The following is a 25344-nucleotide window of genomic DNA, read 5'->3' on the forward strand; positions in this document are numbered from 1 at the left end:
AAGGCGACTAGGCTAATGTCTAGGATTAGTAGGTTCTCGGAGGATGCGAATGATGGCACGAGCGGGACTGACTGCCGAGCGGATCACGCTGGCCGCAGCCGATCTCGCCGACGAAATCGGTCTGGACAACGTCACCATGTCGGCGCTGGCCAGGAAGTTCGGCGTCCAAGACGCGAGTTTGTACTCGCACGTCAAGAATCTGCGAGACCTTCGTGCGCGCGTGGCCGTCCTGGCGACGACAGAGAAGACCGACCTCATCGCCGCCGCGATCGCCGGTCGGGCCGGACGCGACGCGCTCGCCGCCTACGCCCACGCCTGGCGTGACTACGCGCTTCGCTACCCCGGTCGCTACGCCGCGACCCAGCTTCCCTCCGATCCCGATGTGGCGCGCACCGCGACCGGCGTGCCGCGCGCCATCGAACTGACCTACGGCATGCTGCGCGCCTACGGTCTGGCCGAACCCGACCGGACCGACGCCGTCCGATTGCTGCGCAGCACCTTCCACGGATACAGCGTCCTGGAGGAAACCGGCGGTTTCGGGCACACCCGGTCCACCGCCGAATCGTGGGAACGCATCATCGAGGCCCTGCACGTCACCCTCGAGCAGTGGCCCACCGACAGCAAGGAGCAACAATGAGATCCGGCACGCTGGAAGTTCCCGGGGCCACGCTGTATTACGAGGTGAGCGGTGCCGGGCCGGTGCTGCTGTTGCTGCCCGGCAGCGGAGGCGACGCGGCGGTCTTCGATCCCATCCTCGATCCTCTCGCACGGCACTTCACCGTGGTCACCCTCGACCCACGCGGCTACTCCCGCAGCGTGCTCCATCCCGGCCCACCCGCCGACATCGCCGTAGAGGCGCAAAGCGAGGACGCCCGCCTGCTCCTGCGACATCTCGCGCCTGCCGGCGAGGACGTCTACGTGTTCGGCGGCAGCGGGGGTGCAGTGGTGGCGCTGGACCTGCTCGCCCGGCATCCGCAGCGGCTGCGGCTGGTGATCGCGCACGAACCGCCGTCCTTCGGCGTGCTGCCCGACGCCGCCGAGCACAAAGCGTTCGTCGACGAGGTATACGAACTGTTCGTCACCGACGGTCTCGCCGCCGCGGGAGCGCGTTTCCTCGAAGGGATCGGCGGAGGGGTTGAAATGCCCGATCCCAGCCGACTGTCGCCGCGTGCTGCCGCGATGGTCGAACGTCTGCACGCCAACGCGCCGCGCAACATGGCGCACGAACTACGCACGATCACCTCCTATCTCCCCGACGTGGCGGCCCTCGCGCCGGTGAGCGATCGCCTCGTGCTGGGCGCAGGCCGCGCGAGCAAGGGCAAACTCCCCTACCGCCCGGCCGAGACCCTCGCCGCGCAACTCGGCATCCCCCTGACCGAGTTCCCGGGTGGGCACAGCGGTTTCACCGACGCTCCCGCCGAGTTCGTCCAAGTGCTGCTCGAACGGCTGCTGGCGGCGCGGGTGAGCTGACTACGCCGTGATAGCGGCCCGGTGACCCGACGTCGCCACTTGTCGGCTCCCTGGCATGGCGTTTTCGTCTGGTGAAACTATGCCTCTAGACAATTCCACCCAGCGGAATCGGCGCAGCGCGATGTAGGCCAGCCCCTCGGCTGCGTGGTTCCTGCGCCTACCGCGGCAGGATCATCGACTTCAGATCCGGTAGGTTGCCGATGCGCTGTGTCGCGGGCCGTCCCGGCGCGTCCGTTTGCGGCGAACCGGTTTCGCGTAGCCTGGCACGCACCTCGGCGGGCGTTTTGCGCCCGGCCGCGGCCGCGCTCATCGCTTGGTAACTCGTGACCGCGCCGACGACGATCGGGGACGCGCTCGAGGTTCCGCTGAACACGTCGGTGTACCAGATGTCCTCGTCGGGGCCGCCCTGGAGATCGCCGTACCCGGTGGTGGCGACTTCCAGACCCCACCCCTGAACATCGACTCGCTCTCCGTAGTTGGAGAATTCCAATCGGGAGCGAGCCGGGCCGTGATCGCGGCCGTGGAATCCAGGTGGGGGTGCGCCCGCTCCGACGATGATCGCCCCGGAGTCGACCTCCCCGCCGCGCAACGGATTGCGCCACGTGCTCGGGAACTCCGTGGGAGGGGTGTCGTAGACGGCGTCGTCGAGGTCCTCGCCGCCGTTCCCGGCCGCCTCCACCACGATGATGCCTTTGCCGACGGCATACCGGATCGCCGCCAAGTCGTCGGGCCACCATTCGATCGCGATGTAACCGCGCTGATCCGGCCGGTTGGCGAAGGCGAAACGCGGTCCGGGACGGTGCAGTTCGAGCAGGATCACATCACCGGGATTCAGCGCGTCCGCGGCCGAGCGGATCGCGGACGCCGAGCCCGATCCGAAGATCGACACCGCGCGGATGTAGGCCTCGGGCACGATGCCGGTGATCCCATAGGCGTTCACGTCGGCGCTGATCACCCCGGCGACGGCGGTGCCGTGGTCGCGCCAGCCACGATCCGGTGAGGGACTGCCACCGATCACACCGCCTTGATTGACCTGCAGGTCCTCGTGGGTGAATCGCCACGCGCCCTCGATGTCCACCACCCGCACGTCGGTCCCGCGGCCACCCCGCACCGTCCAGGCCCACCGGGCGTCGATGCCTTGGGGGGCGGCGTCGAGATACCCCTGCCGCGTGGCGAAGTCGGGGGTCACCGGCGGCGCCTCGGCAGCCGAGCGGCCGGTTCTCACCACCGCACCTTCCGGTGCGATGGGCGGTTCGGCGGGTGGCTTCACGTATGCCGCCGCCACGTCGTCGACGGCCCGCAACCGCGCGGCCAGCTCGTCGAGGTCGTCGGTGACGCCGCGGACGAAGTAGTAATGGAGATATTCCGCGCCGGTCCCCAGGTGCGGGGTTCCGGTGAGCCTGCGCTCCAATCGATTCGCGGGCCCGAAGATCCGCACCAGTTCACCGTCGTCGGGGAGTAATTCGTTCAAGCGTGCTTGGACGCTGCGACTGTCGCTCAAGGCTGTCGGCGTGATCGCGGCGTCGGCGCCTCGGGTGACCACGATCAGCTCTGCGGGCGATCGTAGCTCGGAATGCTGGGATGCCATGTCGCCCAGTCAACCTGGAGAGCACGCGGCTCGCCACCGAATGCGCAGTCGCGGTCAGCCATCCAGGCGCACGGTCGGCGTCAGCCCCGGCACCGTCACCGCGCTGCGCCTGGGGGCCGGCGGCGAAGAGGGCCTCCATCGCCCCGATCGCGAGCAGGCACGCCCCGGTCGCCCAGCCGAGCGCGTCCAGCGAGTCGAACGGCAGAACCCCGACCAGCACGCCGAGTGCGAGCGTGAGCAGGCCGAACAGCTCTTGTCGCGCGCGGCCGGGCAGATCGTCGGCCCAAACCGCCACGGTGGCATGACAGATCCCGCGAATCGTCCACGCCAGCCCGATCCAGAACGACAGCAGCAACGTCGAACCACCCGCGAAGCACAGCATCGCCAGCAGGGCCGACAATCCGCCGCTGATCAGCACAAGCACCCGCAGTGGGGTGACCAGGCGCGCGCCGACCGCCACGACCAGCTGGACAACGCCGTTGAGCAACAGGTAGCCGCCGGACAGCAGTTCCGCTGTCGACAGCGACTTGTGCGGCCACACCGCTAGGACCACACCCATGATCATCGAGCAGGCACCGGCCACCAGTACCGTCTGCCGGGCTGCCCCGGCCAGTGGTTCCGTACGCCCTTCTACCTCGGTTTCGGGCATAGCTACATGATATGACCGCAGCTACGGTCATGGCTTGATCGCCTGGCCGAACTCTCCTCTCCATCGGATCATTTGCCGGGTGTCCGGTCCGGGCGCACCGTCGACAGGTCAAGCCTCGTCGCGCCGAGGGGCTTCGGTATCGGCTGATCTGCGCCGAGTTTCGGCGAGGAGTTCGTCCAGTTGCGCTTCGGCGCGTTCGGCGCGAGCGAGAGTTTGAGCGCGGGCCTCATCGAGCGCTTCGTGTCGCTGGGCGGCTTCGGCGCGCACCTTTTCGACGGCCGTGGCGGCTTCGGCGCGGGCGGAGGCGAGTTCGGCCGCCGCGGTGCGACGGGTCTCGGCGAGTTCGACGCGGACGGCATCGAGTTCGGCGCGGACTCTGCGCCATTCGGCGCGCGCTTCCTCGGCGGCGTCGGCTCGTTCGGTGGCGGCTTGTTCGGCGCGCTCGGTGGCGCGCTCGGCGTCGGCCGCGCGCTGCGCGGCGACGTCGCGCTCGGTGTGCGCGGCCGCGACACGCGCCGCCGCTTCCCGCTGAGCCTGGGCGATCTCGGTCTCGGCGCGGCGCTGCGCGCGCTGCACTTCGTCCGCCGCTTGCTGTTCGATGCGTTCGATCTGCTCGGCGGACTCGCGGCGCACGGCGCGAATCTCTGCTTCGGCGTCGCTGCGGGCGGCGAACACGTCGTCGGCGGCCTGCTTGGTGACGCGTTCGAGCTCGCGCAGCGCGTCGTCGCGGGCCGAATTCGCCGTGGCGATCAGCGCTTCGGCCTGTTCGGCGGCGCCGGCGGCATCGTCGGCGGCGGATTCGGCGAGTTGTCTGGCCTCCTGTGCCTCCCGCCGCGCCTGCTCGGCCGCGACGGCCGCACCCTCGGCCTCGGCGATCCGCCGTGCCGCGTCCACCTGCACCGCCTGCACTTGAGCTTCGGCGGTCGCCGGGTCGGCCAGCGTGGCCAGCTCCGCGACGGCGGCGTTCAGCGTGGAGTTGAGCTGCTCGGCGAGTCCCCGGAATTGGGTGAGCAGCTCATCGGCCCGCAACCGCGCGGCGGTCACCGGCCCCGGTTGCGTCACAGTGACGGCAGCGGTCGCCGCTTCCGACTCCTGTTGTTGCCGTTGTCGTTCGCGCCATGCCCGCCATCTCGTGTGATCGGGGCGGTCACAGTACTCCGACGGGCGACCGGGCCCTGCTACTCGCGTGATGGGTCGTGAACATCCCGGATAGTTGCATACGTTCGACACGACGAAATCGTAGCGTTTGTTTCGTAAAATATGACGTATCTATACGAAACGAAATCTTCCACGGCCTCGATGGCCGACGAACGACCGCTCCTGGTCTGACCGCCGATAAGTGAACCTTATCGGAGGTCAGGGCGGGTAGTCCGAATCCACTCTCAGTCGAACCAATTCGTTTAGTAGCGTCAAGTGTGACGAAACTAAATCCCAACGGAAGTCACGAAAAACTGGGTACCCTCGACGTTGCAGTCGCTTCTCGGGCGATCTGGTGGTGCTCTCATGTATGTCGCGGACAGAAGCCGCTGGCACCGACTGCAGCCGGACCAGCGGACACCAGGGCCAAGCCCCATCAGCACCACCAGTTGCGGAGCAGGACCGATTTGCGATTGACATACCTGCCACAGTGAATCTTCGTGAGACACAACGACACCGACACACTTCCTCGCATGGCTGGTCTGGCGACGCCGATGGCTCTGCGGGTCGCAGTGACCCTGGGCCTGCCGGACCGGCTCCGCGGGGACGGCGCCGCCGCCGATCAGCTCGCGGCCGAACTCGACGTTTCACCTGTCGCGCTCGATCTGTTGCTGCGCCACCTCACCACCCTCGGGGTAGTCGAGCGAATATCGACCGACTACCGGACTACCGAGTTCGGGGCGAACCTATGCGCCGATGCGGGCGATGGCTTCACCAACATCCTCCTGCACCTGGATTCCGCTGCCGGCCGCGCCGAATTGGCGTTCGTCGAACTCGCTCACAGCATCGCCACCGGCAAAGCGGACTACCCACGTCGTTACGGGCAGGACTTCTGGGCCGACCTCACCGGCCACCCTCACCTCCGTGAGTCGTTCGACCGGCAGATGACCGTGCGGTTGCGAGAGCAGATTCCGCAGGTCGTCGCTGGTTTCGATTGGTCACGGTTCTCCACCATCGTCGATGTGGGCAGTGGCCACGGCACCCTGCTCACCGCGATCCTGGCCGCTCATCCTGGGATACACGGCCATCTCATCGATCTCGCACCAACTGCGGCCCACGCCGGGCATGCGTTCAGAGCTCACGACCTCGAGGATCGCACCGTGGTGACCGCAGGCAGCTTCTTCGACCCGCTCCTGGCAGGGGCGGATGCCTATTTGCTGTTCGACATCCTCCACAACTGGGACGACGAGCACGTCCATCACATCCTGGACCGGTGCGTCGAGGCCGCCTACCCGGACGGGCGCATCCTGGTGATCGAAGCAGTCGGAGAGCTCGACGCCGACAGCGAGATGGATTTGATCATGCTGGTGCACTACGGCGGCCGCCAGCGCCGGATCGACGAGTTCACCACGCTAGCCGCTTCACATGGACTGGTCCTCGGCACTGTGACCGCTCTGACCGACCAACGCCGGCTTCTCGAATTCCAACTGGCCGCCAGCCGGTGAGACCCGTCGAGCACCCTCTCCGAGGGCGATCAGCAGACATCAGGACACCTCCGTTCGAGCAGTGATCTGTCGGAGACTCGAGTGATCTGCCCTGGCCGTGACGAGTTCTCGGATGTCTGCGCGCGAAAACCGGAGGTGACGAAACGACTTGCAGGGTTGAATGTCGTTGCAGGCTGTGAATATTCGGACCGTGCGTGCGTCGACCATCACCACCTTCGCTCCCCCGCAGCCGATGACCTACCGAAGGAAAGCGAGCACCGCGTGAACATCGAACCCGAGATACGCACTGCTGCCGGAGTTGTGCGTGGCAGGTGGGAGGGCGCCGTCGCGGTCTTCCGGGGTATCCCCTACGCCCAGCCACCGTTCGGTATCCGACGGTTCGCGGCGCCGGTCCCGGCACAGCCGTGGGATGGCGTGCGCGACGCGTCGGCGTTCGGTCCACCGGTTCCCCAGGCGGGCAGCGCGGTGCCGTCGATGTCCGGGGACACCGATGACGGTTCCGGCGACTGCTTGACCCTCAACGTCTGGTCACCTGACCTCGGCGCCGCCGGGCTGCCGGTGATGGTGTGGATCCACGGCGGTGCGTATCTGGGTGGCCGTTCCGGTAACCCGCATCACGATGGTGCGACTCTCGCCGGGTCCGGTGTGGTGGTGGTCAGCATGAACTATCGCGTCGGCGCGGAAGGTTTCGCTCATATCGCCGGAGCCCCGGACAACCGCGGCATTCTCGACCAGGTCGCCGCGTTGCGTTGGGTGCAGAACAATGTGGCCGCGTTCGGCGGCGATCCGGGCAAGGTGACCGTGTTCGGGCAGTCCGCCGGGGCGGGCTGTCTTGCGGCGCTGCTCACGATGCCGATGGCCGCCGGGCTGTTTCATCGAGCGATAGCCCAGAGCGTCCCGGGAACGTACTTCACCCCGCGGCTCGCCGCCGCGATCTCGGCGACGATCGCCGCGGAACTCGGTGTGCAAGCCACCGTGGGTGAGCTGGCCGGTGTCTCGCCGCGCGCGCTGATCAACGCGACGGACGCGGTCATCCAGAAGATGCCCGGATTCGTCGAAACGTGGGGACCGATGGCGCTGACCCCGACACCGTTCTCACCCGTCGTCGACGGTGCCGTGCTCCCAGGCGCGCCATGGCGCGCGCTCGCCGCAGGCACCGCAGAGGGCATCGATCTGCTCGTTGGGCACACCCGGGACGAATACCGGCTGTTCAACGGCTTGCTCGGCAGCGAGGTGACCGAGGATCAGGTGACCGCCGTACTCGACCGTCTCGCGCCCGCCTCCGACAGCCTTGGCCTTTACCGTGCCGCGTACCCCGATGCCACGCACGGGCAGTTGTACGAACTGGTCAACTCCGACTGGCTGTTTCGGATGCCCAGCTTGCATCTCGCACACGCCCACCATGCCGGGGGCGGGCCGGTCTGGACCTACGAACTGTGCTGGAGCTTCAACTCGAAGCAAGGCGCCTCACACAGCCTCGACTTCATGCTCGTCTTCGCCACGCTCAGCGTGGACGATGTGCGCGGCCATCCCTCCGCTCATCCGAACGCCGCGGATGAGGTGGTGCGCGTCTCCCAGCAGATGCGCAGCGACTGGGTGAATTTCGCGACCACAGGCGACCCCGGCTGGGCTCGCTACGATTCGGACACCCGGCTCACCCGTGTCTACACCGCCGAGTCGATCACCCAGCCCTATCCCGAGGAACGCTCGAGGCTGATCTGGGCCACGCACCGGTTCGACACCCTGGACCTCCCCGGCCTGCTGTCACTGTGACGCTTGCTGATTGCTGCTGCGGGTCCGGCGCAGTGCCTGGGCAGCGGAGCCGGAGCGCGGCGAGCTTTCGATCGTGAGGGTGCTCTCGGAGTGCCGTAGGCTGGATTCTCGCGCCGAATGTGCTGGCGCGGACAGTCAGTCGCCGACCGGAACGCGGGAGCCAGCCATGGACGATCGATCCAGCGTGGTCGCGGTCCCGGAGTCGGTGCGCACGCAGTTGCGGCATGGCGTGCGCAGCGTCCTGGTCGATGCCGTGGCATTGCGGTTGGTGCGTGATCGCTTCGATGACGACCAAGCCGGTTCGCTGCGCCGATATCTCGAAGCGTCCCAATCGGCGAACACTCTGCGTGCCTACCGGGCCGACTGGGTGGCCTGGTCGGCGTGGTGCACCGCAGAGGGCCGCCAGGCGCTTCCTGCCGATGCGCTCGACGTCGCCGTTTATCTGGCCGCGGCCGCCGACGCACGCCGTGACAGCGGCGAGTGGGCGTTCAGTCCGGCGACGTTGGAACGCAAGTCGGCCGCGATCGCGGCGGTGCACGCGGCCAACGGCCTGCCGTCGCCGACGCGTTCGGATGTGGTTCGTCTGACGCTGCGCGGTATCCGCCGTACCCGGCGCACTCGGCCCAATCGCAAACGCCCCGTCCTGCTGCACACTCTCGATCAGCTCCTGGGCGGGCTTCCCGAAGCGGGCTGGCCCACCGAACCCGCACGCCGCCGGGATGCCCTTGTTCTGCTCATCGGTTTCGCCGGCGCGTTGCGCCGCAGCGAATTGGCCGGTTTGCGCATCGGCGACGTCGAGGTCGGCCTCGACCACACCACCGGGGAGCCGATCCTGCTGATCCGGCTGCCCGCGACGAAGACCGACCCGACCGGCTCGGCCGAACAGCGCGTGGCCCTGCCCCGGGGGCGGCGCCCCGCGACCTGTCCGGTCTGCGCTCTCGCGGACTGGCTGCGTCTGCGCGAAATTCATGCCGCCGCCGGGACATCCGGCGTGCGCGCTCGGCTGGCCGACGTTTCCGCGGGAGCGCCGGGGATCCACCGTTGCCACGGCTTCACCGGCACCACCCTCACCGACGCGGATCTTCCGCTGTTCCCCACCATCACCCGGCACGGCGTGATCGGCGATCGCGCCATGTCCGGCCGAGCGGTCGCCGAGCTGGTCAAGCGCTATGCCGCCCGCGCCGGACTCGACCCGGCCCTGTTCTCCGGTCATTCGCTGCGCGCCGGATTCGCCACCCAGGCCGCGCTCGGCGGCGCCAGCGACCGCGAGATCATGCGCCAAGGCCGGTGGTCCAACCCGCGCACCGTCCACGGCTACATTCGGACCGCCAACCCGCTGGAAGACAACGCGGTCACCAAGCTCGGATTGTGATCGCGGGGCTCAGGATGACCGCATTCGATGCGACATCGCGCATTGCCGCGATGAGGGCTGCGACGCAGGTCGAGAGCAGTTCGTACCTAGCGATCCGCATGCAGGCAGGCACTGCGGCGCGCACAGAATCCCTCGGTGAATTCCGTGTGATCGAGCGGCCCTTTGCCATCCGCACTCGACGAAAAGCGCCTGGTGCTCGATACTTTGGCCGGAGGTGTCGAGTATGCATGATGAGGACGTGAATACTCCTGCACCCGGACCCGTCTTCGACGTGATCGCCGTACTGAACGGCGCGGTGGACCTGCGGTCCTATCCGCGCCGGAACCTGGTCCTGAGCTCGCCTCCGCGTGTGGAGTTCCGCACCCTGGGAGACAACAGGTCCGCGATCGTCGAGCCGGTTGTCCACCTGCTCAATGGCATCGAACTGCTCGAATCCCAGGGTTGGGAGCTGGTCAGCGTGATCGAACGGAGCATCGACAGCGCGAGCACCAAGGAGTGCTGCCTGATGGCGTTCATGCACCGCCCCTGATGGAGACCGGTCTGCCGAGCCGATCCGGCGCGGATGTTTGCTGAGGATATGCTGTTGGTGTGCTGTCAGCGCCGGCGCCGATGCTGGCCGTCTCCGGACGGCCACCGCAGGAGCGCGGCCGGTGGGCGTTCGAGATGAAATGGGACGGCATTCGCGCCATCGCGCGGTGCGGGGACGGGGACGGGGACTGCCGGCTCTACAGTCGCAACAATCGGGATCTCAGCGGATCGTTTCCTGAGCTCACAGCGGTTCTGGCGGATCTGGGTGAGGGAGGCGAGCTGTTGCTCGACGGTGAGATCGTCGCGCCCGATCCGGTGACGGGGGCGCCGTCGTTCGGTCGCCTGCAGCGGCGGATGCATGTGATCTCGCCGGGTGCGGAGTTGCTGCGCGGCTTCCCGGCGCAGTACCTGGCCTTCGATCTGCTCGCCCTCGACGGTTCGTTTCTGATGAATCTGCCCTACACCGAGCGCCGCGAGCGCTTGGCGGAACTCGCGCTCGACCGGCCGCTGGCCCGCACCCCGCCGTATTACCCGGATATCGATCCCACCACCCTGATGGACGTCGCCCGCGAGCACGGCCTGGAAGGCATCATCGCCAAGCGCCTCGACTCCGCCTACTACCCCGGCCGCCGGTCCCCGTTGTGGATCAAGACGCCGCTGCGTAGAACGACCGAGGTCGTCGTCGCGGGCTGGCTGCCCGGCACGGGCCGTTTCTCCACGACGTTCGGTTCGCTCGCGCTGGGCGCATACGACGACCACGATCAACTGGTGCACATCGGCAATGTCGGCACCGGATGGACCATGCACGCCCGCCGCTCCCTGCAAACCCGGCTGAACGAGCTGGCCCGCCCGGACACGCCCTTCGACATCGCCCCGCCGCGAGCCCTCGCCGCTACCGCTCACTGGGTGGAGCCGGTCCTCGTCGCCGACATCGAATACCGCGAAGTCACCCCCGAGGGCCTGCGCCACCCCAGCTGGCGCGGCCTGCGTCCCGACAGGTCTCCCCGAGAAGCGAAAGTGCCTCCGTCGCAGTGATTTCGGAGATTGGCCGGTCGTGCCCGGCGGTTCACGGTCGCAGGCCCGGTCACGCGGCAATCGGGCGGAATCGCATCCAATACAACAATCCGTAACCTGCACCAACAGGCTTCCACGAGGGCAACGCGATCCTGCAACGGCGACGATCGCCGATGTCATGGATCTCGACGCCCTCGTGGTCAGCGATCTCTTCGGCGTTGCCCCGCAGACGGCACACAAGTGAACCCAGTTCGCCAAGACGACTGGGCCGCTTATCTCCCTGCGCTTTCACCGGACAGCACCACTCGATTCGGCCGTTGCATCCGAGGACAGATGTCCACGAATGTCGGCGGCACCGGCATGCGGCAGAGGGCAGCGTTCACGAATCACGAGGGCGGGCACCCTTGCCTCTGACGGCCGTATCAACGGATGATTTCGGCGCGTACTCTCTCGTTCGGTGTCCCGATGTCCCAGAAGCGAACACTGCCCCCGGCATCGAGGTAGGAGCCTGTGCCGCCGGTGATGGCCATGTCCAGCGGGTTCGCGCCCCTGACCCACACGGCCTGCAACGTGACCGAGCCGCTCTCGAACTGCATCGTGAGCAAGCACTGCGAAGTGACCTTTTCTCCGTCGACATGTATGGCTTGGCAAGTGCCGCCCCCGCGTCCGACCTTCTGCCCGTTCTTTATAGCGTTTCCGGAGAAAATATCCATATCGCCGATGCTCATTCCCGCGCGATCGAGATCTGGGGCCGCGTACTGATCGTTCTCGACTTCGAGTTCGAGAATCTCGACCTGGTTCTCCGCGGGGGGCGGTGTGTCGCCATCGCCGGCTCCGCAACCGCTGAGTGCAGTGGCCAGCAGTGACACGACACCGAATGCAGTGAGCACCGTTTTGGCTCGCACCTTGTTGTTCGATACGCGATTCCTGATCAGTCGGTAGGGACGGTGTTGCGGCAGCCTCACCGCCGCGGAGCGCTCGGGCTCTTCCGGATTCACTGGTTTGCTCATGCCGCCAGCGTGCCGGTTAATGGACACATGAAGTCAAGTGAGATGCTGACCATCGGCGATCTGGCCCGGCGGTTCGGGCTCGGCACACACGTGCTGCGGTACTGGGAGAGCCTCGGGCTGCTGGAGCCTGCTCGCCGCAACGGTGGCCAGCGGCTGTACGAGCAGACGGACCTCGAACGCGTGGCGTTGATCCTGATGGGCAAGGAGGCTGGTCTCACGCTGGGGCAGTTGGCAACGGTGCTGTCCACCGCGGACCCGATGGAACACCGGGATCTGCTGTGCCACCACGTCGACGAGCTCGAGCGGCGCATCGCGCAGGCACAAGCGGCCAAGGAACTGATCGAGCATGCTCTCGCCTGCCCGCACAGCATGACCGAATGTGAGCAAGCGCGCGAACATATATCGGCTCGAATTCCCCCTCTTCTCCCCGGGGAATAGCGCACGAAACGAATACCTACCCGCCACCGGTTCCAGACGCGGTCGTTCTCGAAATCCACCCGGTAGATCGCGGGCATCGGCATCGCACGGCTGAATGCCCGGTCGCCTCACGGCCGCCGAAACCCACCAGAGCCCGGGAGATCGAAGAGCCGTGGCTGCCGAGAACGTTCATAGTCGCCGGGCCGCCTGGGCGCGGACGGTAGGGCTCGGCATGACGAACCAGAACGAGAGTGGCTCGTGCGGTCACGGGCATGTGGTTGCGCGTGCCGGGAACGCGTTGTCCGTCGCGATTCGCCGCACCACATCGGGAAGCAAGGTGTGTTCGGCTTCCAGGACGCGCGCACCGAGCGTCTCGGCGGTGTCTCCCGGATGGACCGGCACCGTGGCCTGCGCGATGACCTCACCGGCGTCGTATTCGCCGGAGACGACATGGACGGACGCGCCTGTGAGGAGGTCTCCGGCGTCGAGGACGGCTCGGTGCACGTGCTCGCCGTACATGCCGGGGCCGCCGTGGCGGGGTAACAACGCGGGGTGGACATTGATGATCCGGTCGGCGAATTCGCTCCTGGTCCGCGGCCCGATCTTCTCGAGGTAACCGGCGGTCACCACCAGATCGACCGCGTGCTCGACGAGTGCGGCGCGGATGGCTTCGTCCGGGTCGTCGTGGGTGCGTCCGGACAGGTGCCGGACCGGGATCTGGTGATCCCGCGCGTAGCGCAGCGCACCGGAGTCGCTGTTGTTGCTGATGACCAGCACGATCCGGAACCGTGCGTCCGGGACGCCGGAAGCTCGGTGCATCGCACGCAGATTGGACCCGTTGTGGGAGGCGATCACCGCGACTCGAAGCTCCGGCATGGTTGCGTAGTCTCTCACAGCGCCGGTGCGGGGGCGTGGTCGTCGACGGGTGCGGGCCACTGGTCGATGCGCGACAGTGGAGTGCGATGGCCGGCCGGGAGGAGGTTGCGGAAGCCACGGCCGGAGCGCAGTGCGGTGCGAGCCTGTGCGGCATAGCGTTCGGCGTGGTGAGCGGCCGGATGCCTGCGGCGGGCTTCGGCGAGCCACCCGGTGGCTTGGCGGAGGGCTTCGACGCGGGTGAGGGGCGGGTCGGCGGGCAGGAGCAGGGTGGCGTGATCGGGGGCGATGACGACTGCGGAACCGAGGTGTTGCAGGCAGCGGCCGATGCCGGGGTCGTCGTCGAGTACCCGGTATGCGCTCAGGGCGAGCTGCCAGCAGCGCAGCGCTCGGCGGGGTTCGCCGCGAGCCCACCACAGGGCGCCCATCGTCTCGTGGGTCTGGGCGCGTCCGTCGGGATCGAGGCCGGTGCGGGTGAGGGATTCGGCGAGTTCGAGACGATCCTGCGCGGCGTCGAGGCGTCCTTGCCGGATGTGCACGACGGCGAGGTTGATCAGCGCGCACACCTCGCCGGGGATGTCGTCACGCGGCAGCAGCCACCAGGCGGTTTCCAGTTGGTCGGCGACTTCGTCCAGATCCAGCGGGACGGTGGCGAGCCGTCGCAGCGCCGCGTGGTGTTCCCACCGGGCGGCCAGGCTCGTCGACAATCGCCGCGGCCGGTAGCCGCGCGGACGCTCGGGCAGCCGGCCGGCCCGTAGCAACATCAGATCCCGGTTCAGGTCGTCGAGTCCGGGAAGCGAGCACAGATCGTCGGGCACTCCACGCTCGTTCTCGGCCATACCGATTCGCGCGTACCACACGTCCAGTGCGTTACCGATGCCGAGCAGGTGCGCCAGCGCCGCCGCGGGAAATTCCACGCCGGGATTCGCGCACGCGGCCACCAAGGCGCGCAGGTATGGTTCCTCGGCCTCGAACCATCGGCGCGCGCCTACCGCGAAGCGCCGCGTCTCCAGCGCGATCGCCCAGCGGCCAGCGCGGTCGGCGTAGTGGTGCAGCAGCGCGGTGAGCGCCGCACCCCATTGCGGCCCCGCCGTGACCGTCGCTCGATCCGGCAGTTCGGGCACCTGCCGCACACAGAAGCGCTGGGCACCGTCGTGGGCGAGGACGCCGCGTCGGCGCAGTCCTTCCACCAGCATTGTCGCGGTGCGCGCTGAGGGTTCTCTCGCCACCGGCAACCGTCCCGGGGTGTCGCGAATGGCGTTGAGCACCGCCAGCAGCGCGACCGTCTCGTAGTCGTGCACCGGCAGGTCCCGCAGGACCGCGGCGATGAGATGCCCGTTCAAGGCGGCGACCCTCCGCGGCGGGGGCGTGACCACCCGTGGGCTCGGATCGGCCAGCGCGGGCCCCGGCTCGACCAGCCCGGCGATCGAGTCCATCGCGCGGGCGGTGCGCAGCTTGGTGCGATACCCGACGGCGAACCGGTGCAGCGCGTACGTGGCCGCCGCGGCGACGAACAGCGCCGAGAACCATCGCAACGGGCCGTTGAGGAATTCCACGACGGCGTTCTCGCCGAACGAATTCACCACCAGGGTGCGTACCAACTCGAACAGCACCGTGTAGGCCACCACCGACGCGGTGCCCAGAAACCCCAGCCAGATCGATGACCTCGGCGTCGTGGTCTGCCCGGCGGTTTCGCGGTGTTCGCCCGATGCGCTCAACGGCGCTCCTTGCTCGCCGCGCCGCACGATCGCGCCTGTTCGATCCGTCTCATCGCAGTACTCCCCCGGTCAGTCCCGGCACCACCCAGCGCCGCCAGGTCGCCAGCAGCAGCGCCACCGGCAACACCGCCGACACCAGCGATCCCGCGGCCAGTTGGGCGGCGTTCTCCCCGAACTGCCTTGCCTCGCCCCACAACAGCAGCGACCAGGGGCTCGCTCCCGCCCCGCTGACCACGAGCCCGATGAAGAAGTCGTTCCACACCTGGACGAATTCCAGCACCGCCACCGCACCCAGCGCGGGCCCGGAGGAGGCGAGCACCCGATGCGCGATCGTGCCGGGACCGGCCAGGCCGTGCAGGGCGTCGGCCGCGGCGCTCCCGGGCGGGGCGAGCAGCGCGCCGCGCAGCACGAGGATGGCGATCGGCAGGCCCGCGGCTGCGTGCACGAGGATCAGCGGTATCCGCGTTCCCGACAGTTGGTAGGTGTCGACGAGACCTTCGATCGGCCCGAGATAGATCTGCGCCGGCATCACCGCGAGCACCACCAGCGCCACGACGGCCACTCGGGCGGCGGTGCCGTCGGGGCGCAAGGCGGCCAGCCGGTAGGCCACCGGCACCGCAGCGGTGACCACGACCACCGTCACGATCCCCGCGACCCACGCGGTGGTCTGCAGCGAGCGCCACAACCCGTCGTCACCCCACACCAGACCGATCGCCGACCACCCGAATCCGTCGTGTCCGCGCACACTCGTATAGGCGAGCACGCCGATCGGGAACAGCGCCAGCACCGAGACCACCACGATGCCCGCTAGCCGCAACGGGCCCATGCGCCGCCGTCCCGGCACCGAGATCGCCTGCATCGCCGACCAACTGGCGCGATGTCTGCGCACGTCCAGCTGCAACAGCCACGCGACCGCGCCCACGAGCACCGCCAGCGGTAGCGCGTAGGCGGCCGCGGCGCCGGGCTCGGCGTCGGCGGTCAGTCGCCACCAGTGCACGGTGGCGCTGTCCACCTGGTACTCCAGGGCCCCGGGGACCCCGATCAGCACGACATCGAACACGCGCGCGGCCGCGACTCCCACCGCGAGCCCGGCGACCAGCAGTACCGGCCGCAGCAATTCGTACAGCCGCAGCGCCAGCGGCCTGCCGTCGTCGCGATACAGGTACCCGGCGCGCGCCGGGTCGGTCTCGATCGCGTGAATGCCCGCCCGGAACAGCGCGGTGAGGAAACCCAGCCAGGTCCACAGGAACGCCGACCCCAGCATCGCCGCCAGCCACCACCGGTAGGCGCCGACGTCTTCGATGGCCAGCCACCGCGCACCGGAACCGAAGATCACCCGGAACGCCACACCGGACACGAACGCCGAGATCCCGAACGGCACGATCAGCGGAAGCCACAGCCAGCGCGCCGCGCGCCCCCACCACGCGATCGCCAACGCCAACACCAGCAGCCCGATTCCGAAGGCCACCCACAGCAGCGTGCGCAGGTACGCGCCTCTGCCGTCGGCGGTCATCGTGCCGCCCAGCAGCCACAGACCACCGACCGTGCCGGCGATCGCCCACAGCCACACCGCGATCCGTATCGGCGGCGCACCCAGCCTTCTGCGCACTATGGCAGGCAGCAGCGCGCTCACCGCGACGATCGCGCACGCGAGCACGGTGACCGGGCGCGCGCGGGTGGCGATGACCACGCTCCACCCGGCGGGCAGCACCAGCAGGGCCACCGTGAGCACGGTCGCGGGCAGTGCGGCCAGCCTGGCCGGCCAGCGCCGCGGCCGGCCGCCGGCGACCAGCGGCCCGCGCATGCGGCGGGTGGCCAGCTCGATGCTCAGCCCGTTCGCTCGGAAGTCCGTGGGCCGCGTCACCGGGGCCGCCGCTCGAAGCCGTCCAGCGCGGTGATCGCGCGTTCGATGGACTCGGCCACCCGCGTCTGCGCACCGTCGCCGATCGCGATCAGGAATTCGGTCAGCACCCGCCACAATCCTTCCCGTGCGCCCACCGCGCCGATCCGGTCGGACAGGTCGAAGGCGCTGCGGGCGTTCAGCTCACGCGCCGAGGATGCCAGCAGCGGCGAGTACGTCGCGTCGGTGCGCATGTTCGGCGTGAGGAAACCGCCGTAGCGCTCGATCCAGGGCAGAGGGGCGTGTACACCGGCCAGTTTTTCGACCAGGTCCTCGGCGCGCCGGTTCGCTTCGCGTGTCACCACGATCACGTCACCGCCGACGATCTTCGGCCGCCCCGACGCGGTGTTGACGGACGGAAACGGCGCTACCCCGACCACGTCCCGCACCTCGCGGCCGGACGCGCGCACCGCGCTGCGGATGATCGGTTCGGCGAAATCGGGGGCGACCACGGCTGCGGCGTGGCGATGCTGGAACACGTCGCGGACGGCGTCGGAGAACTGCCGGGTCAACGCGACCCCGACTCCTCCGGGAAAGGCGTGCCGGTGTCCCCACAGGACCCCCAGGTGGGTGAGCGCGGCCCGCACTGCCGGGTTGTCCCACTCTCGTCCGCTCCGGGAGGCCAGTTCGTCGTAGATCCTGGGTGATTCGGCCAGCAGGGCGTTTTCGAAGAAGTCGGTCAGCACCCATCCGTCGGCGGCGGCCAGCGCGAGCAGGCGGATCGGCGACTGTGCGAGGACCTCCATCCGGTTGACCCAGTCGGGTAGCGTCCATTCCGCCGGGTCACCCAACCCGTAGGTGTCGAACTGCCGCCGGTCGTACCACACCAGTGACTTGTCGGCGGCCTTGAACGGCACGCCGAACGCACGACTTCCATAGCGCAGCAACAATTGCCAGTGCTGGGCGTAGCGGGGACCGAGGTCGTCGGTCCACACCGTCTCGGCGATCGGCCGTAGTTTCTTTCGCTCGGCCAGTTCCCGCACCCGCCCCGCCTGCGGCAGCAGCACCACGTCCGGCGCGGATCGGCCGCCTGCGCTGAAGGCGGTGTCGGTGTTGTCTCCGAGCGGGATGACTTCGACGTCGAAGGGCAGGTTCAGCCCGTCGAGTACGGCGTGGAAGGCGGCCAGTTCCGACCCGCTCCAGGACACCCCGACACGCACCGCGTCCGAACTGCCCAGCAGCAGATCCGGCGCGCACGCGGCAGCCAGCGGGAGCATCACCCCCGCTTGCAGCACCGCTCTGCGTGTCCCCATCGACCCCCGATGTCATTGCATGCCAATCGAAGTCGATTATGCGCGAAAGCCGCCGTGCCGGGGGGCGCTTCGAGATCTTCGCGCCTCTCGCGGCGGCGCACGCGATATTCGGGTGTGCGGCGACGGTGGCGTCTGCTAGCGTCGCCGACGTGAAGCGCGCTGCTGTGACGACGACGCCGGAATCCGTCCCGGCGCGCTGATCCCTGTTCCATCCCAGCCCCGGGGCGAGTGCCCCGGGCTTCATCTTGTGGTCACTCGCCCGTTGTTCACGAGGAGACCACCATGCCCGACCATCGCACCCTCGGCCGTGCGCTGGATCTGTTCGACACCGACCCGCTGATCGGCGCGGGACTGCCGTTCTGGCTGCCCGACGGCGCGGCGGTGCGCCAGGCCCTGGAGGACTACATCCGCACCGCCGAACACCGCGCGGGCTACCGCCACGTGTATTCGCCGGTGCTCGGCAAACGCGAACTCTACGAGATCTCCGGGCACTGGCGGCACTACCGCGACGACATGTTCCCGCCGATGGACCTGGGCGGCGAACAAGTGGTGCTGCGTCCGAGCCTGTGCCCGCACCACGCTCTGCTGTTCCGCTCCCGCGCGCACAGCTATCGGGAACTGCCGCTGCGGATCGCTGAACTGGGCGGCATGTACCGCTCCGAACTCTCCGGCGTGCTGGGCGGATTGACCCGGGTGCGCGCGATCCAGCTCAACGACGCGCATATCTTCTGCACCCTCGATCAGGTCTGTGCCGAGGTCGCCGCGGCGCTGGCGATGATCGGTTCCGCCTATGCCGCGCTGGGCATCGACGCGGCTCGCTACCGGTTGTCCCTGCCCGGACCCGGTGGGAAATACGTTGCCGCGCCGCGACTGTGGGAGCGCTCGATAGCGGTGCTCACCGACGTCCTGGACGACTCCGGCCTGCACTACGAGGCGGTGGAAGGCGAAGCCGCGTTCTACGGCCCGAAGATTGATGTGCAGGTCCGCGACAGCGCGGGACGGGAGTCCACCCTGTCCACCGTTCAGGTCGATTTCCATCAACCCGAGCGGTTCGATTTACACTACACCGGCGCCGACGGCGCCGCGCACCGGCCGGTCATGGTGCATCGCAGCATCATCGGCAGCATCGAGCGCGCCGTGGCTCACCTGGTCGAACACCACGGTGGCCGGTTCCCCGCATGGCTGGCGCCCACCCAGGTGGTCGTGCTGCCGGTGAGCGATGTGCAGCATGCGGCGGCCGAGCGGTTCGAACGGCGCTGCCGTGACCTCGGGCTGCGCGTGGTGGTCTGCCCGCCGGATCGTGGCAGTCTCGGATCGCGCATCCGCGACCACCGTCTCGTGCCGTATCAAGCGATCATCGGAGCACAGGAGGCCGCCGCCGACGATGTGGCGCTGCGCCTGCGTGACGGGCACCGACTCGATCGGCTGCCCGTGTCAGAGGCGCTCGGCCGCATCGCGTCGCTGATCGCCGTCCACAGCGCCGAGCTGTGGGACCTCGCGTGCGGAGACTGGTAGGTGTAAGCCTTGTCACACGCGGTACGCAAGCGTACCGTACGGGTGGTACATCGAAGTACCACACGAGGAGGTGGGCGCATGCCCGCTGTGCGCATTCCCGACGGGCCCTCGTCCCCGCCGATCGTGCAGAACCTGCAGATACTCACCGGGCGAACCCGGACTTGGCGACGGATGCACGACCGTTACGGATCGGCTTTTACCATCCAGATGCCCAGATTCGGCCCATGCGTCGTGCTCGCCGATCCGGCCGAGATCAAAGCCCTGTTCACCGCGAGCACCGACCTCGTCGACAACCTCGACGTCAACCTCGGCCAGTTCCTCGGGCCGGGTTCGTTGTTCGCGCTGACCGGCGCCGAACACCGCAAGCAGCGCAAACTGCTCACCCCGCCCTTCCACGGCCGCAGGCTGGCGGTGTACGAATCGCTCATCGAGGAGGAAGCGGTCCGGGAGATGGCGGCCTGGCCGTCGGGCCGCGAGTTCGCGACGATGGACTCGATGATGCGGATCACGCTCAACGTGATCCTGCGCGCGGTCTTCGGCGCCGAGGGCGCGGAGTTCGACGAACTGCGCCGACTGCTACCCAAACTGGTGCTGGTGGCCTCGGCCCTCGCGGCCGTCCCGGTTCCCCAGCGGGCGCTGGGCAGGCTCGGTCCCTGGGCCCGGTTCGCGGCCTATCGCCGCCGCTACGACGAAATCGTCGGCCGACTCGTCGACCGCGCCGCAGCCGACCGGATCGATGAGCGCGACGACGTGCTGGCGATGCTGCTGCAAGCGCGCTACGACGACGGCTCGGCCATGTCGCACGCTGAGATCGCCGACGAATTGCTGACCCTGCTCACGGCCGGACACGAGACGACGGCGACAACGCTGGCGTGGACGATCGAACGGTTGCGCAGGCACCCGGACATCCTGCGCCGCCTGCTCACCGAAGCCGATGCGGGAGGTTCACAGCTGCGCGAGGCGACGCTGCTGGAGGTGCAGCGAGTGCGGCCGGTCGTCGATGCCACGTTCCGCCAGGTCCGCGCCGATTCTCTGCGGCTGGGCCGGTGGACCCTGCCCAAGGGCCAGAAGATCGTGGCCAACATCCGGTTGATGCACGACAACGAGGAACTCTTCCCCGATGCCCGCGCCTTCGATCCCGACCGATTCGTCGGTGTCCGTCCGGGCACCTTCAGCTGGATTCCCTTCGGCGGCGGCAGCCGCCGGTGCATCGGCGCCGCGTTCGCCACGATGGAAATGAACGTCGTGCTGCGCACGCTGCTGCGTGATTTCACGCTCGAACCCACCGACGCCCGCGACGAGCGCGCGCACTTCCGCGGTGTCGCACTCGTCCCGGCCAAGAAGGGCCGGGCAGTGGTGCACCGTCGCACTCCCCGACAGCGCGAGCTAGCGCGCGACCGCGCCGCCGAGGCGACGGCATGAGCGAGCGGTTCCCCGAAGTCGGCCGTGGGTCACCCTCGTCGACGGGCAGGCTCGCCGACCTCATCTCGACCGTGCTCTGGCCGGGGCCGGATCCCCGCCCGCGAGGCTCGGGCGGAACGCGACGAGCGGAACGGACTGACTAACCTGAATCTCGTGACACGCGCCGAGCCGGTACCCCGCACCTCCGCCGACGACGGCGCGGACGCGGGGTTTCGCCGCCGCCTGCTCGACGCCATGGCCGTGGCGGTGCGCGAACGCGGTTACCAGGACTCGACCGTCGCCGACGTGGTCCGCCACGCCCGCACCTCGCGCCGCACCTTCTACGAGCACTTCACCAGCAAACAGGACTGCTTCATCGCCCTGCTGTCCGAGCACCACAAGGAGATGATCCAGCGGATCGATGCCGCGGTCGACCCCTGCATGCCATGGCGCACCCAGATCCGCCAAGCCATCGAAGCCTGGACAGCCACCGCGCGAGAAGAGCCTTCCCTCACCCTCAGTTGGATCCGTGTCGTGCCCGCCCTCGGTGACGCCACGCGCCAGTTGCAGCGCGAGGTCGGCGACGCGTTCGTCGCATTGATCCAAAAGCTCGCCGACACACCCGAATTCGCCGCCGCCGGACTGCGTCCGCCATCCCGCCAGGTGGCGACGATCCTCTTCGGCGGCTTCCGGGAACTGATCGCCACCACCGTGGAAGACGGCGACGACATCGCGGGCATCGTCGACGTGGCGGTCGAATCCGCGATCGCGCTGGTCGGCCCGCACCTCTAGCGCCGACCGGCCGCGGCGCGCGCCCACGGTCATCGGACGGCGTCGGCGAAGGCTGCCTCGGCGCGCACCGGCACCACCCGGCTGACGTCGAGTTCGGTGGCCACCGCGACATCCTGCGCGAACCCGCCCCGGGCCAGCTCCCGGCCGGAAGCGCTGTCGCGGATCAGCGCCGCGACGTCGGCGACCCCCTCGTGTGCCGCCGCGGCCGCAGCAGCCTCCGCGGACAGCGGCCCCGCTCCGCCGCGGGCCAGCGCCGCGGCGACCGCTCCCGCGCCCAGCCAATCCTCGACCGCGGGCCGCAATGCGTCGCGTCCGGGCCAATGCTCGCCGACGGCGATCACGGCCACCGGCCGCTGCACGGTGCCCCACCCTCGTTCCACGATCCAGCGGGCGACGGCGCTCGCGTTGCGCAGGCAGGCCGCGACCACCGGCACACCGGTCACGGCCGCGCAGATGGCCGAACCATTCGGCGAGGGCAGCAGGAGCCGAGCCGCGACCGGCGCGCGCCGCAACGCCGCCGGAGACAGCGACCACGGCTGCCGCTGGGACACCGCTCGCCGCCCTACCGCCAGCGCCGCGTCGTGCCGCGAACTGCGTGGCCTCGCCGTCGCGCCACGGGTAGGGCAGCACGTATGTCCCGGCTTCGACCGCGACCGACACCGACGTCGTGAACGACAAGACGTCGACCACGACGACGCACGCGCGGCCGGGGCCCACCGCCATCGCCCCGGGCCAGGCCCGACTCCAGACGCGCGCCCCATGGCTGCTGCCGCGACCACTCCGGAAACTCCGGCATCTTCCGCTCCAAAATCACCGGCATTCGCCACGACCGAGCCAACGGGATCGGGCCTCGAGCAGCGGAGCTGACGCGGTCACGATCGGCCGATGCCGGCCTGCGCACCGCCAACGCGCTGCGTGGACTCGGTCGAGGAAAGCGGCCCCGGCGGCCATTGCACCATCCGCGCCTACACTTCCGCGGAACTGAGAACCTCGAGTCCCGCCTCTTAGCGGACACCGAATCACGTGGGTTCTACTGACAGTTCCTTTCGTCGGATCCGTCGCCACAGTCGTCGTCGCCGTCGCACAGCCATTGTTTCTGAACGCATCTGTCGTTGTCGCATTTGAATTCTTCTGGCTCGCACAGGAACTTTCCGCTGTGGCATTCACTGCGGGCTCCGCCCGAGCCGAATTCGAAGGACACCAGCGTCTCTGTGTCGACGGCTGCGGCGAACTCGGCCATCGCCGGTGACGACACCAGCGTCAGCCATGTCACCGTTGCCCCTAGAGCTGTTGCCAGCCCGGAAACGACACGCATGAGGAACCCTCCATGATGAGATCCAGTCTCTTCGCGTACGGAACTTCGTTCTCCAGCAATCGATCGAGCGCTCGTATCCTGCCCAGGATCGCATACCGGACCGCCGAATCGGCGTAGTTCGGAACGACGAGAAGGGGCGGGCACCGTGATCATCGCCCTCACACCCGTACGTGCAGGGACGGGCAAGGTCAGGTTGCTGGGCGTGGGCCCAGAGTCGCTCAACCGGCGCCGCTCGGGCTGTGCCGCGTGCGAGGGCTCGGTTCAGTAGTATCCGTGCTGATCTGCAACGGTTCACTCATGTCTGCTCCTGTCGGTGCCTAGGGATTCAGGCCGGGTGCGAGCAGCAGTCGGCGGCGCAGGGCGGAGAACGCGGGGTCGACCACCGAACGCGGGCGGGCGACGCCGAACAGCCTACGGATGAACGGGTCCGGGTTTTCGGGGACCACCTCGGCCGGAGCGGAAGGTGGCGAGGATGTGGTCGGTCGACCCGCGACCGCCGTTACGCGCGCTCGGCGGATCCGGGAACCCCGAGCAAGCGGTCCCCAGCTGTTGCGCGGGTCTCCCCCAGGCACTCGGCGAGCGCGGGCAGAACGATCGAACACCCCGCGTCCAGGGTGAGCGCGGCCAGCTCGTCGCCGCGGGTGCGACCTCGATTGACGATGACGACGGGACGGCCGCGTTCGGCCGCATGGCGCACGAAACGCAGCCCGGACATCACGGTCAGCGACGAACCGGCGACCAGCAGCGCGTCCGCGGCGTCGACGAGCTCGTAAGCCTCGGCGACCCTGTCCTTGGGCACATTCTCACCGAAATAGACGATGTCCGGTTAGGGCACATTTCCGTAGCGATCTCGCAACCTGGCAGGTGCTCTACAACCGTTCTGGCACCTTCCGCCGTCAGGCCGCACCATGCCTGCAGCCAGCCCGGGTGCGGGCGTGGTGAACCACATCTTGGCGCCGGTACTTCCCGGACGAGGTCCTGTTGCCAAGGTTGCCGGATACGCACACGTCCACAACGACCGTCCTGTCACGACGCTGTATCAGCGTCCATCTCAGCGGGAACCGCAGTGGCTTTGCAGCGTGCGGCGCGTGGACGCCAGAGGCAGAGTGATCGATCGGGCACTGCTCCCCACGCTGGGTTGGTGCTCCGGCGTGCGCCTCGGCTTCCGGTTGGAGGGCAACGTTGTCGTCGTCGGGCGCTTCGGCGAACCGGAACTATGGATCACGCCTGCTGGCGACCTCCGGCTTCCAGCTCAATTCCGCCGCAAAGTCGGCGTACACACCGCTGATCGGATCCTCCTCGCCGCAGATCCGTCCGAAGGCGTCCTTCTGATGTTCACCTCCGACGCTGTCGACGCCATGGTTGCGCGTGAACGGCAAGCACAGGCAACAACTTCCTCAGAGGTGGTCCAATGACAATGTCGGCATCGAACGTCGAAGTGCAGACCGCGCAGCTGCTTCTCGAAAAGCTGGGAGTGACCCTAGAGGACCTCATCGCCGCCCAGTCGAAGCGGCCAATGCCAACCTTCGCCGAGTATGTGCCGATCGTATATGCGGCCATACCTCCGAATAGAACCCGTGATTTATACAGTAGCTATTGGAACCGAATCGTCGAGATGTGGCCGAGTCGCCGACTCGACGAACCGACTACCACTGAACTCAAACAACTCATTGCGACACTCCAGAAGCAACGCGATATCAGGCGTAGCGACCGTGGTGGAATCGGCGTCGCCCAGACAACTACGAACGCATTGCGCTGCCTCTACCGTCACGCGGTCGATGACAATTTGATCCGGCCCACCGGCAATCCCGCGGCCAGACTGGTCAAGCCTCGACGGCGCCCATCTCGCCGTGGAGCGATACCGACCGGCCGTCTCGCTGAAATCAACCGGGTTGCAGCCGAGTATGGCGATGACCCGGAACTCACCACCCTCATCCTTCGATTGTGCACAGAAACCGCATGTCGGCGGGCCGGCATCCTGGCACTTACAGATCAGTTCAGAATGAGTTTTCGGAGGCAGATGACCGCGCAGGCGAGGGTGAGTAGGGCTTGGTGGATGTCGGCGCGGCGTTCGTAGCGGATGCGCAGACGCTTGAACGCATGTAGCCAGGCGA

At 68.2% G+C, this 25344-nt stretch carries 23 protein-coding genes and 2 pseudogenes; 12 read left to right on the top strand and 13 right to left on the bottom strand.

The annotated features are described in order from the left end of the window. Window positions 1–52 precede the first annotated feature (52 nt). Together GVY39_RS27450 and GVY39_RS27455 are read left to right on the top strand one after the other, a co-directional pair. Complete coding sequence (locus tag GVY39_RS27450; protein ID WP_159929607.1) at window positions 53–637, top strand: TetR/AcrR family transcriptional regulator; 585 nt, start codon at window positions 53–55, stop codon at window positions 635–637. After that, entirely contained in the window at window positions 634–1470 is an 837-nt protein-coding gene (locus tag GVY39_RS27455; protein WP_159929541.1) for an alpha/beta fold hydrolase, read from the top strand. The genes GVY39_RS27450 and GVY39_RS27455 overlap by 4 nt, the downstream gene beginning before the upstream one ends. A 157-nt stretch (window positions 1471–1627) precedes the next feature. Here GVY39_RS27455 and GVY39_RS27460 read toward each other — a convergent pair whose 3' ends face one another. From GVY39_RS27460 to GVY39_RS27470, 3 genes are all read right to left on the bottom strand, one after another. Next, window positions 1628–2941, bottom strand: coding sequence for a S8 family peptidase (locus tag GVY39_RS27460; protein ID WP_201295372.1), 1314 nt, complete (start codon window positions 2939–2941; stop codon window positions 1628–1630). After that, complete coding sequence (locus GVY39_RS27465) at window positions 2913–3707, bottom strand: HdeD family acid-resistance protein (RefSeq protein WP_159929537.1); 795 nt, start codon at window positions 3705–3707, stop codon at window positions 2913–2915. The genes GVY39_RS27460 and GVY39_RS27465 overlap by 29 nt, the downstream gene beginning before the upstream one ends. 108 nt (window positions 3708–3815) lie before the next feature. Then, the gene (locus tag GVY39_RS27470; RefSeq protein WP_159929535.1) at window positions 3816–4769 is read right to left on the bottom strand and encodes a hypothetical protein; all 954 of its coding nucleotides are present in this window, start codon (window positions 4767–4769) and stop codon (window positions 3816–3818) included. Window positions 4770–5377: 608 nt separating this feature from the next. On the opposite strand from GVY39_RS27470, the gene GVY39_RS27475 reads away from it, so the two are divergent. The 5 genes from GVY39_RS27475 to ligD all read left to right on the top strand — a co-directional run bounded on the left by GVY39_RS27475 (window position 5378) and on the right by ligD (window position 11057). After that, window positions 5378–6349: a methyltransferase gene (locus GVY39_RS27475; RefSeq protein ID WP_159929533.1), complete on the top strand. Its 972-nt coding sequence runs from the start codon at window positions 5378–5380 to the stop codon at window positions 6347–6349. A 261-nt stretch (window positions 6350–6610) separates the two neighbouring features. Then, entirely contained in the window at window positions 6611–8122 is a 1512-nt protein-coding gene (locus GVY39_RS27480) for a carboxylesterase/lipase family protein (RefSeq protein WP_201295369.1), read from the top strand. Window positions 8123–8288: 166 nt separating this feature from the next. After that, window positions 8289–9494: a site-specific integrase gene (locus GVY39_RS27485; protein ID WP_159929531.1), complete on the top strand. Its 1206-nt coding sequence runs from the start codon at window positions 8289–8291 to the stop codon at window positions 9492–9494. A 238-nt stretch (window positions 9495–9732) separates the two neighbouring features. Further along, on the top strand, window positions 9733–10023 hold the full coding sequence (locus GVY39_RS27490) for a hypothetical protein (RefSeq protein ID WP_159929529.1): 291 nt from the start codon (window positions 9733–9735) through the stop codon (window positions 10021–10023). Window positions 10024–10103: 80 nt separating this feature from the next. Next, a complete protein-coding gene (gene ligD, locus GVY39_RS27495; protein WP_159929603.1) occupies window positions 10104–11057 on the top strand; it encodes a non-homologous end-joining DNA ligase in 954 nt (317 codons plus the stop codon). Between the two features lie 401 nt (window positions 11058–11458). Here ligD and GVY39_RS27500 read toward each other — a convergent pair whose 3' ends face one another. Beyond that, entirely contained in the window at window positions 11459–12046 is a 588-nt protein-coding gene (locus GVY39_RS27500) for a hypothetical protein (RefSeq protein WP_236565699.1), read from the bottom strand. A 27-nt stretch (window positions 12047–12073) separates the two neighbouring features. Between GVY39_RS27500 and GVY39_RS27505 the strand changes: the two genes are divergently transcribed. Continuing rightward, window positions 12074–12484 carry a MerR family transcriptional regulator gene (locus tag GVY39_RS27505; protein WP_159929528.1) on the top strand — a complete coding sequence of 137 codons (411 nt, stop codon included), beginning with the start codon at window positions 12074–12076 and terminating at the stop codon, window positions 12482–12484. Window positions 12485–12727: 243 nt separating this feature from the next. Here GVY39_RS27505 and purN read toward each other — a convergent pair whose 3' ends face one another. Genes purN through GVY39_RS27525 form a run of 4 tightly spaced genes read right to left on the bottom strand, consistent with a single transcriptional unit; the run spans window position 12728 to window position 18207 of the window. After that, window positions 12728–13339, bottom strand: a complete 612-nt coding sequence (gene purN / locus GVY39_RS27510; RefSeq protein WP_159929527.1) for a phosphoribosylglycinamide formyltransferase — start codon at window positions 13337–13339, stop codon at window positions 12728–12730. A 14-nt stretch (window positions 13340–13353) separates the two neighbouring features. Continuing rightward, window positions 13354–15054 carry a tetratricopeptide repeat protein gene (locus GVY39_RS27515; RefSeq protein WP_159929525.1) on the bottom strand — a complete coding sequence of 567 codons (1701 nt, stop codon included), beginning with the start codon at window positions 15052–15054 and terminating at the stop codon, window positions 13354–13356. A gap of 49 nt (window positions 15055–15103) precedes the next feature. After that, window positions 15104–16918 (bottom strand): hypothetical protein, encoded by a 1815-nt coding sequence (locus tag GVY39_RS27520; RefSeq protein ID WP_159929523.1) that lies wholly within the window; start codon window positions 16916–16918, stop codon window positions 15104–15106. Continuing rightward, window positions 16915–18207 carry an ABC transporter substrate-binding protein gene (locus GVY39_RS27525; RefSeq protein ID WP_159929521.1) on the bottom strand — a complete coding sequence of 431 codons (1293 nt, stop codon included), beginning with the start codon at window positions 18205–18207 and terminating at the stop codon, window positions 16915–16917. Before GVY39_RS27525 ends, GVY39_RS27520 begins: the two co-directional genes overlap by 4 nt. A gap of 282 nt (window positions 18208–18489) precedes the next feature. Here GVY39_RS27525 and thrS point away from each other — a divergent pair, with 282 nt between their 5' ends. The 3 genes from thrS to GVY39_RS27540 all read left to right on the top strand — a co-directional run bounded on the left by thrS (window position 18490) and on the right by GVY39_RS27540 (window position 21915). Next, window positions 18490–19722: a threonine--tRNA ligase gene (gene thrS, locus GVY39_RS27530; protein WP_159929519.1), complete on the top strand. Its 1233-nt coding sequence runs from the start codon at window positions 18490–18492 to the stop codon at window positions 19720–19722. A 78-nt stretch (window positions 19723–19800) separates the two neighbouring features. Then, window positions 19801–21144, top strand: a complete 1344-nt coding sequence (locus tag GVY39_RS27535; RefSeq protein ID WP_159929517.1) for a cytochrome P450 — start codon at window positions 19801–19803, stop codon at window positions 21142–21144. A 153-nt stretch (window positions 21145–21297) separates the two neighbouring features. Next, a complete protein-coding gene (locus GVY39_RS27540) occupies window positions 21298–21915 on the top strand; it encodes a TetR/AcrR family transcriptional regulator (RefSeq protein ID WP_236565698.1) in 618 nt (205 codons plus the stop codon). 29 nt (window positions 21916–21944) lie between these two features. Here the strand turns inward: GVY39_RS27540 and GVY39_RS27545 are convergent, their stop codons facing one another. The 4 genes and pseudogenes from GVY39_RS27545 to GVY39_RS27560 all read right to left on the bottom strand — a co-directional run. After that, a complete protein-coding gene (locus tag GVY39_RS27545) occupies window positions 21945–22466 on the bottom strand; it encodes a 2-phosphosulfolactate phosphatase (protein ID WP_236565697.1) in 522 nt (173 codons plus the stop codon). Window positions 22467–22945: 479 nt separating this feature from the next. Further along, on the bottom strand, window positions 22946–23230 hold the full coding sequence (locus tag GVY39_RS27550) for a hypothetical protein (protein WP_159929508.1): 285 nt from the start codon (window positions 23228–23230) through the stop codon (window positions 22946–22948). A gap of 317 nt (window positions 23231–23547) precedes the next feature. Further along, a complete protein-coding gene (locus GVY39_RS35075) occupies window positions 23548–23676 on the bottom strand; it encodes a hypothetical protein (protein WP_255466294.1) in 129 nt (42 codons plus the stop codon). Window positions 23677–23729: 53 nt separating this feature from the next. Beyond that, a pseudogene (locus GVY39_RS27560) lies at window positions 23730–24056 on the bottom strand (Sir2 family NAD-dependent protein deacetylase); the annotation flags it as partial. Window positions 24057–24165: 109 nt separating this feature from the next. Between GVY39_RS27560 and GVY39_RS27565 the strand changes: the two are divergent. Beyond that, on the top strand, window positions 24166–24645 hold the full coding sequence (locus GVY39_RS27565; RefSeq protein ID WP_159989362.1) for a hypothetical protein: 480 nt from the start codon (window positions 24166–24168) through the stop codon (window positions 24643–24645). A gap of 577 nt (window positions 24646–25222) precedes the next feature. Here the strand turns inward: GVY39_RS27565 and GVY39_RS27570 are convergent. Then, a pseudogene (locus GVY39_RS27570) lies at window positions 25223–25344 on the bottom strand (IS5/IS1182 family transposase); the annotation flags it as partial.

This window comes from Nocardia sp. CY15 (assembly GCF_009829295.1).
GTDB lineage: Bacteria > Actinomycetota > Actinomycetes > Mycobacteriales > Mycobacteriaceae > Nocardia > Nocardia sputi.

Bases quoted from the DNA above. Each gene is read 5' to 3' on its own strand.
- GVY39_RS27465 (WP_159929537.1), bottom strand. From the start codon at position 3,707: ATGCCCGAAACCGAGGTAGAAGGGCGTACGGAACCACTGGCCGGGGCA.
- GVY39_RS27535 (WP_159929517.1), top strand. From the start codon at position 19,801: ATGCCCGCTGTGCGCATTCCCGACGGGCCCTCGTCCCCGCCGATCGTG.
- GVY39_RS27505 (WP_159929528.1), top strand. From the start codon at position 12,074: ATGAAGTCAAGTGAGATGCTGACCATCGGCGATCTGGCCCGGCGGTTC.
- GVY39_RS27475 (WP_159929533.1), top strand. From the start codon at position 5,378: ATGGCTGGTCTGGCGACGCCGATGGCTCTGCGGGTCGCAGTGACCCTG.
- GVY39_RS27500 (WP_236565699.1), bottom strand. From the start codon at position 12,046: ATGAGCAAACCAGTGAATCCGGAAGAGCCCGAGCGCTCCGCGGCGGTG.
- GVY39_RS27455 (WP_159929541.1), top strand. From the start codon at position 634: ATGAGATCCGGCACGCTGGAAGTTCCCGGGGCCACGCTGTATTACGAG.
- thrS (WP_159929519.1), top strand. From the start codon at position 18,490: ATGCCCGACCATCGCACCCTCGGCCGTGCGCTGGATCTGTTCGACACC.
- GVY39_RS27450 (WP_159929607.1), top strand. From the start codon at position 53: ATGGCACGAGCGGGACTGACTGCCGAGCGGATCACGCTGGCCGCAGCC.
- GVY39_RS27525 (WP_159929521.1), bottom strand. From the start codon at position 18,207: ATGGGGACACGCAGAGCGGTGCTGCAAGCGGGGGTGATGCTCCCGCTG.
- purN (WP_159929527.1), bottom strand. From the start codon at position 13,339: ATGCCGGAGCTTCGAGTCGCGGTGATCGCCTCCCACAACGGGTCCAAT.
- ligD (WP_159929603.1), top strand. From the start codon at position 10,104: ATGCTGGCCGTCTCCGGACGGCCACCGCAGGAGCGCGGCCGGTGGGCG.
- GVY39_RS27485 (WP_159929531.1), top strand. From the start codon at position 8,289: ATGGACGATCGATCCAGCGTGGTCGCGGTCCCGGAGTCGGTGCGCACG.
- GVY39_RS27550 (WP_159929508.1), bottom strand. From the start codon at position 23,230: ATGCGTGTCGTTTCCGGGCTGGCAACAGCTCTAGGGGCAACGGTGACA.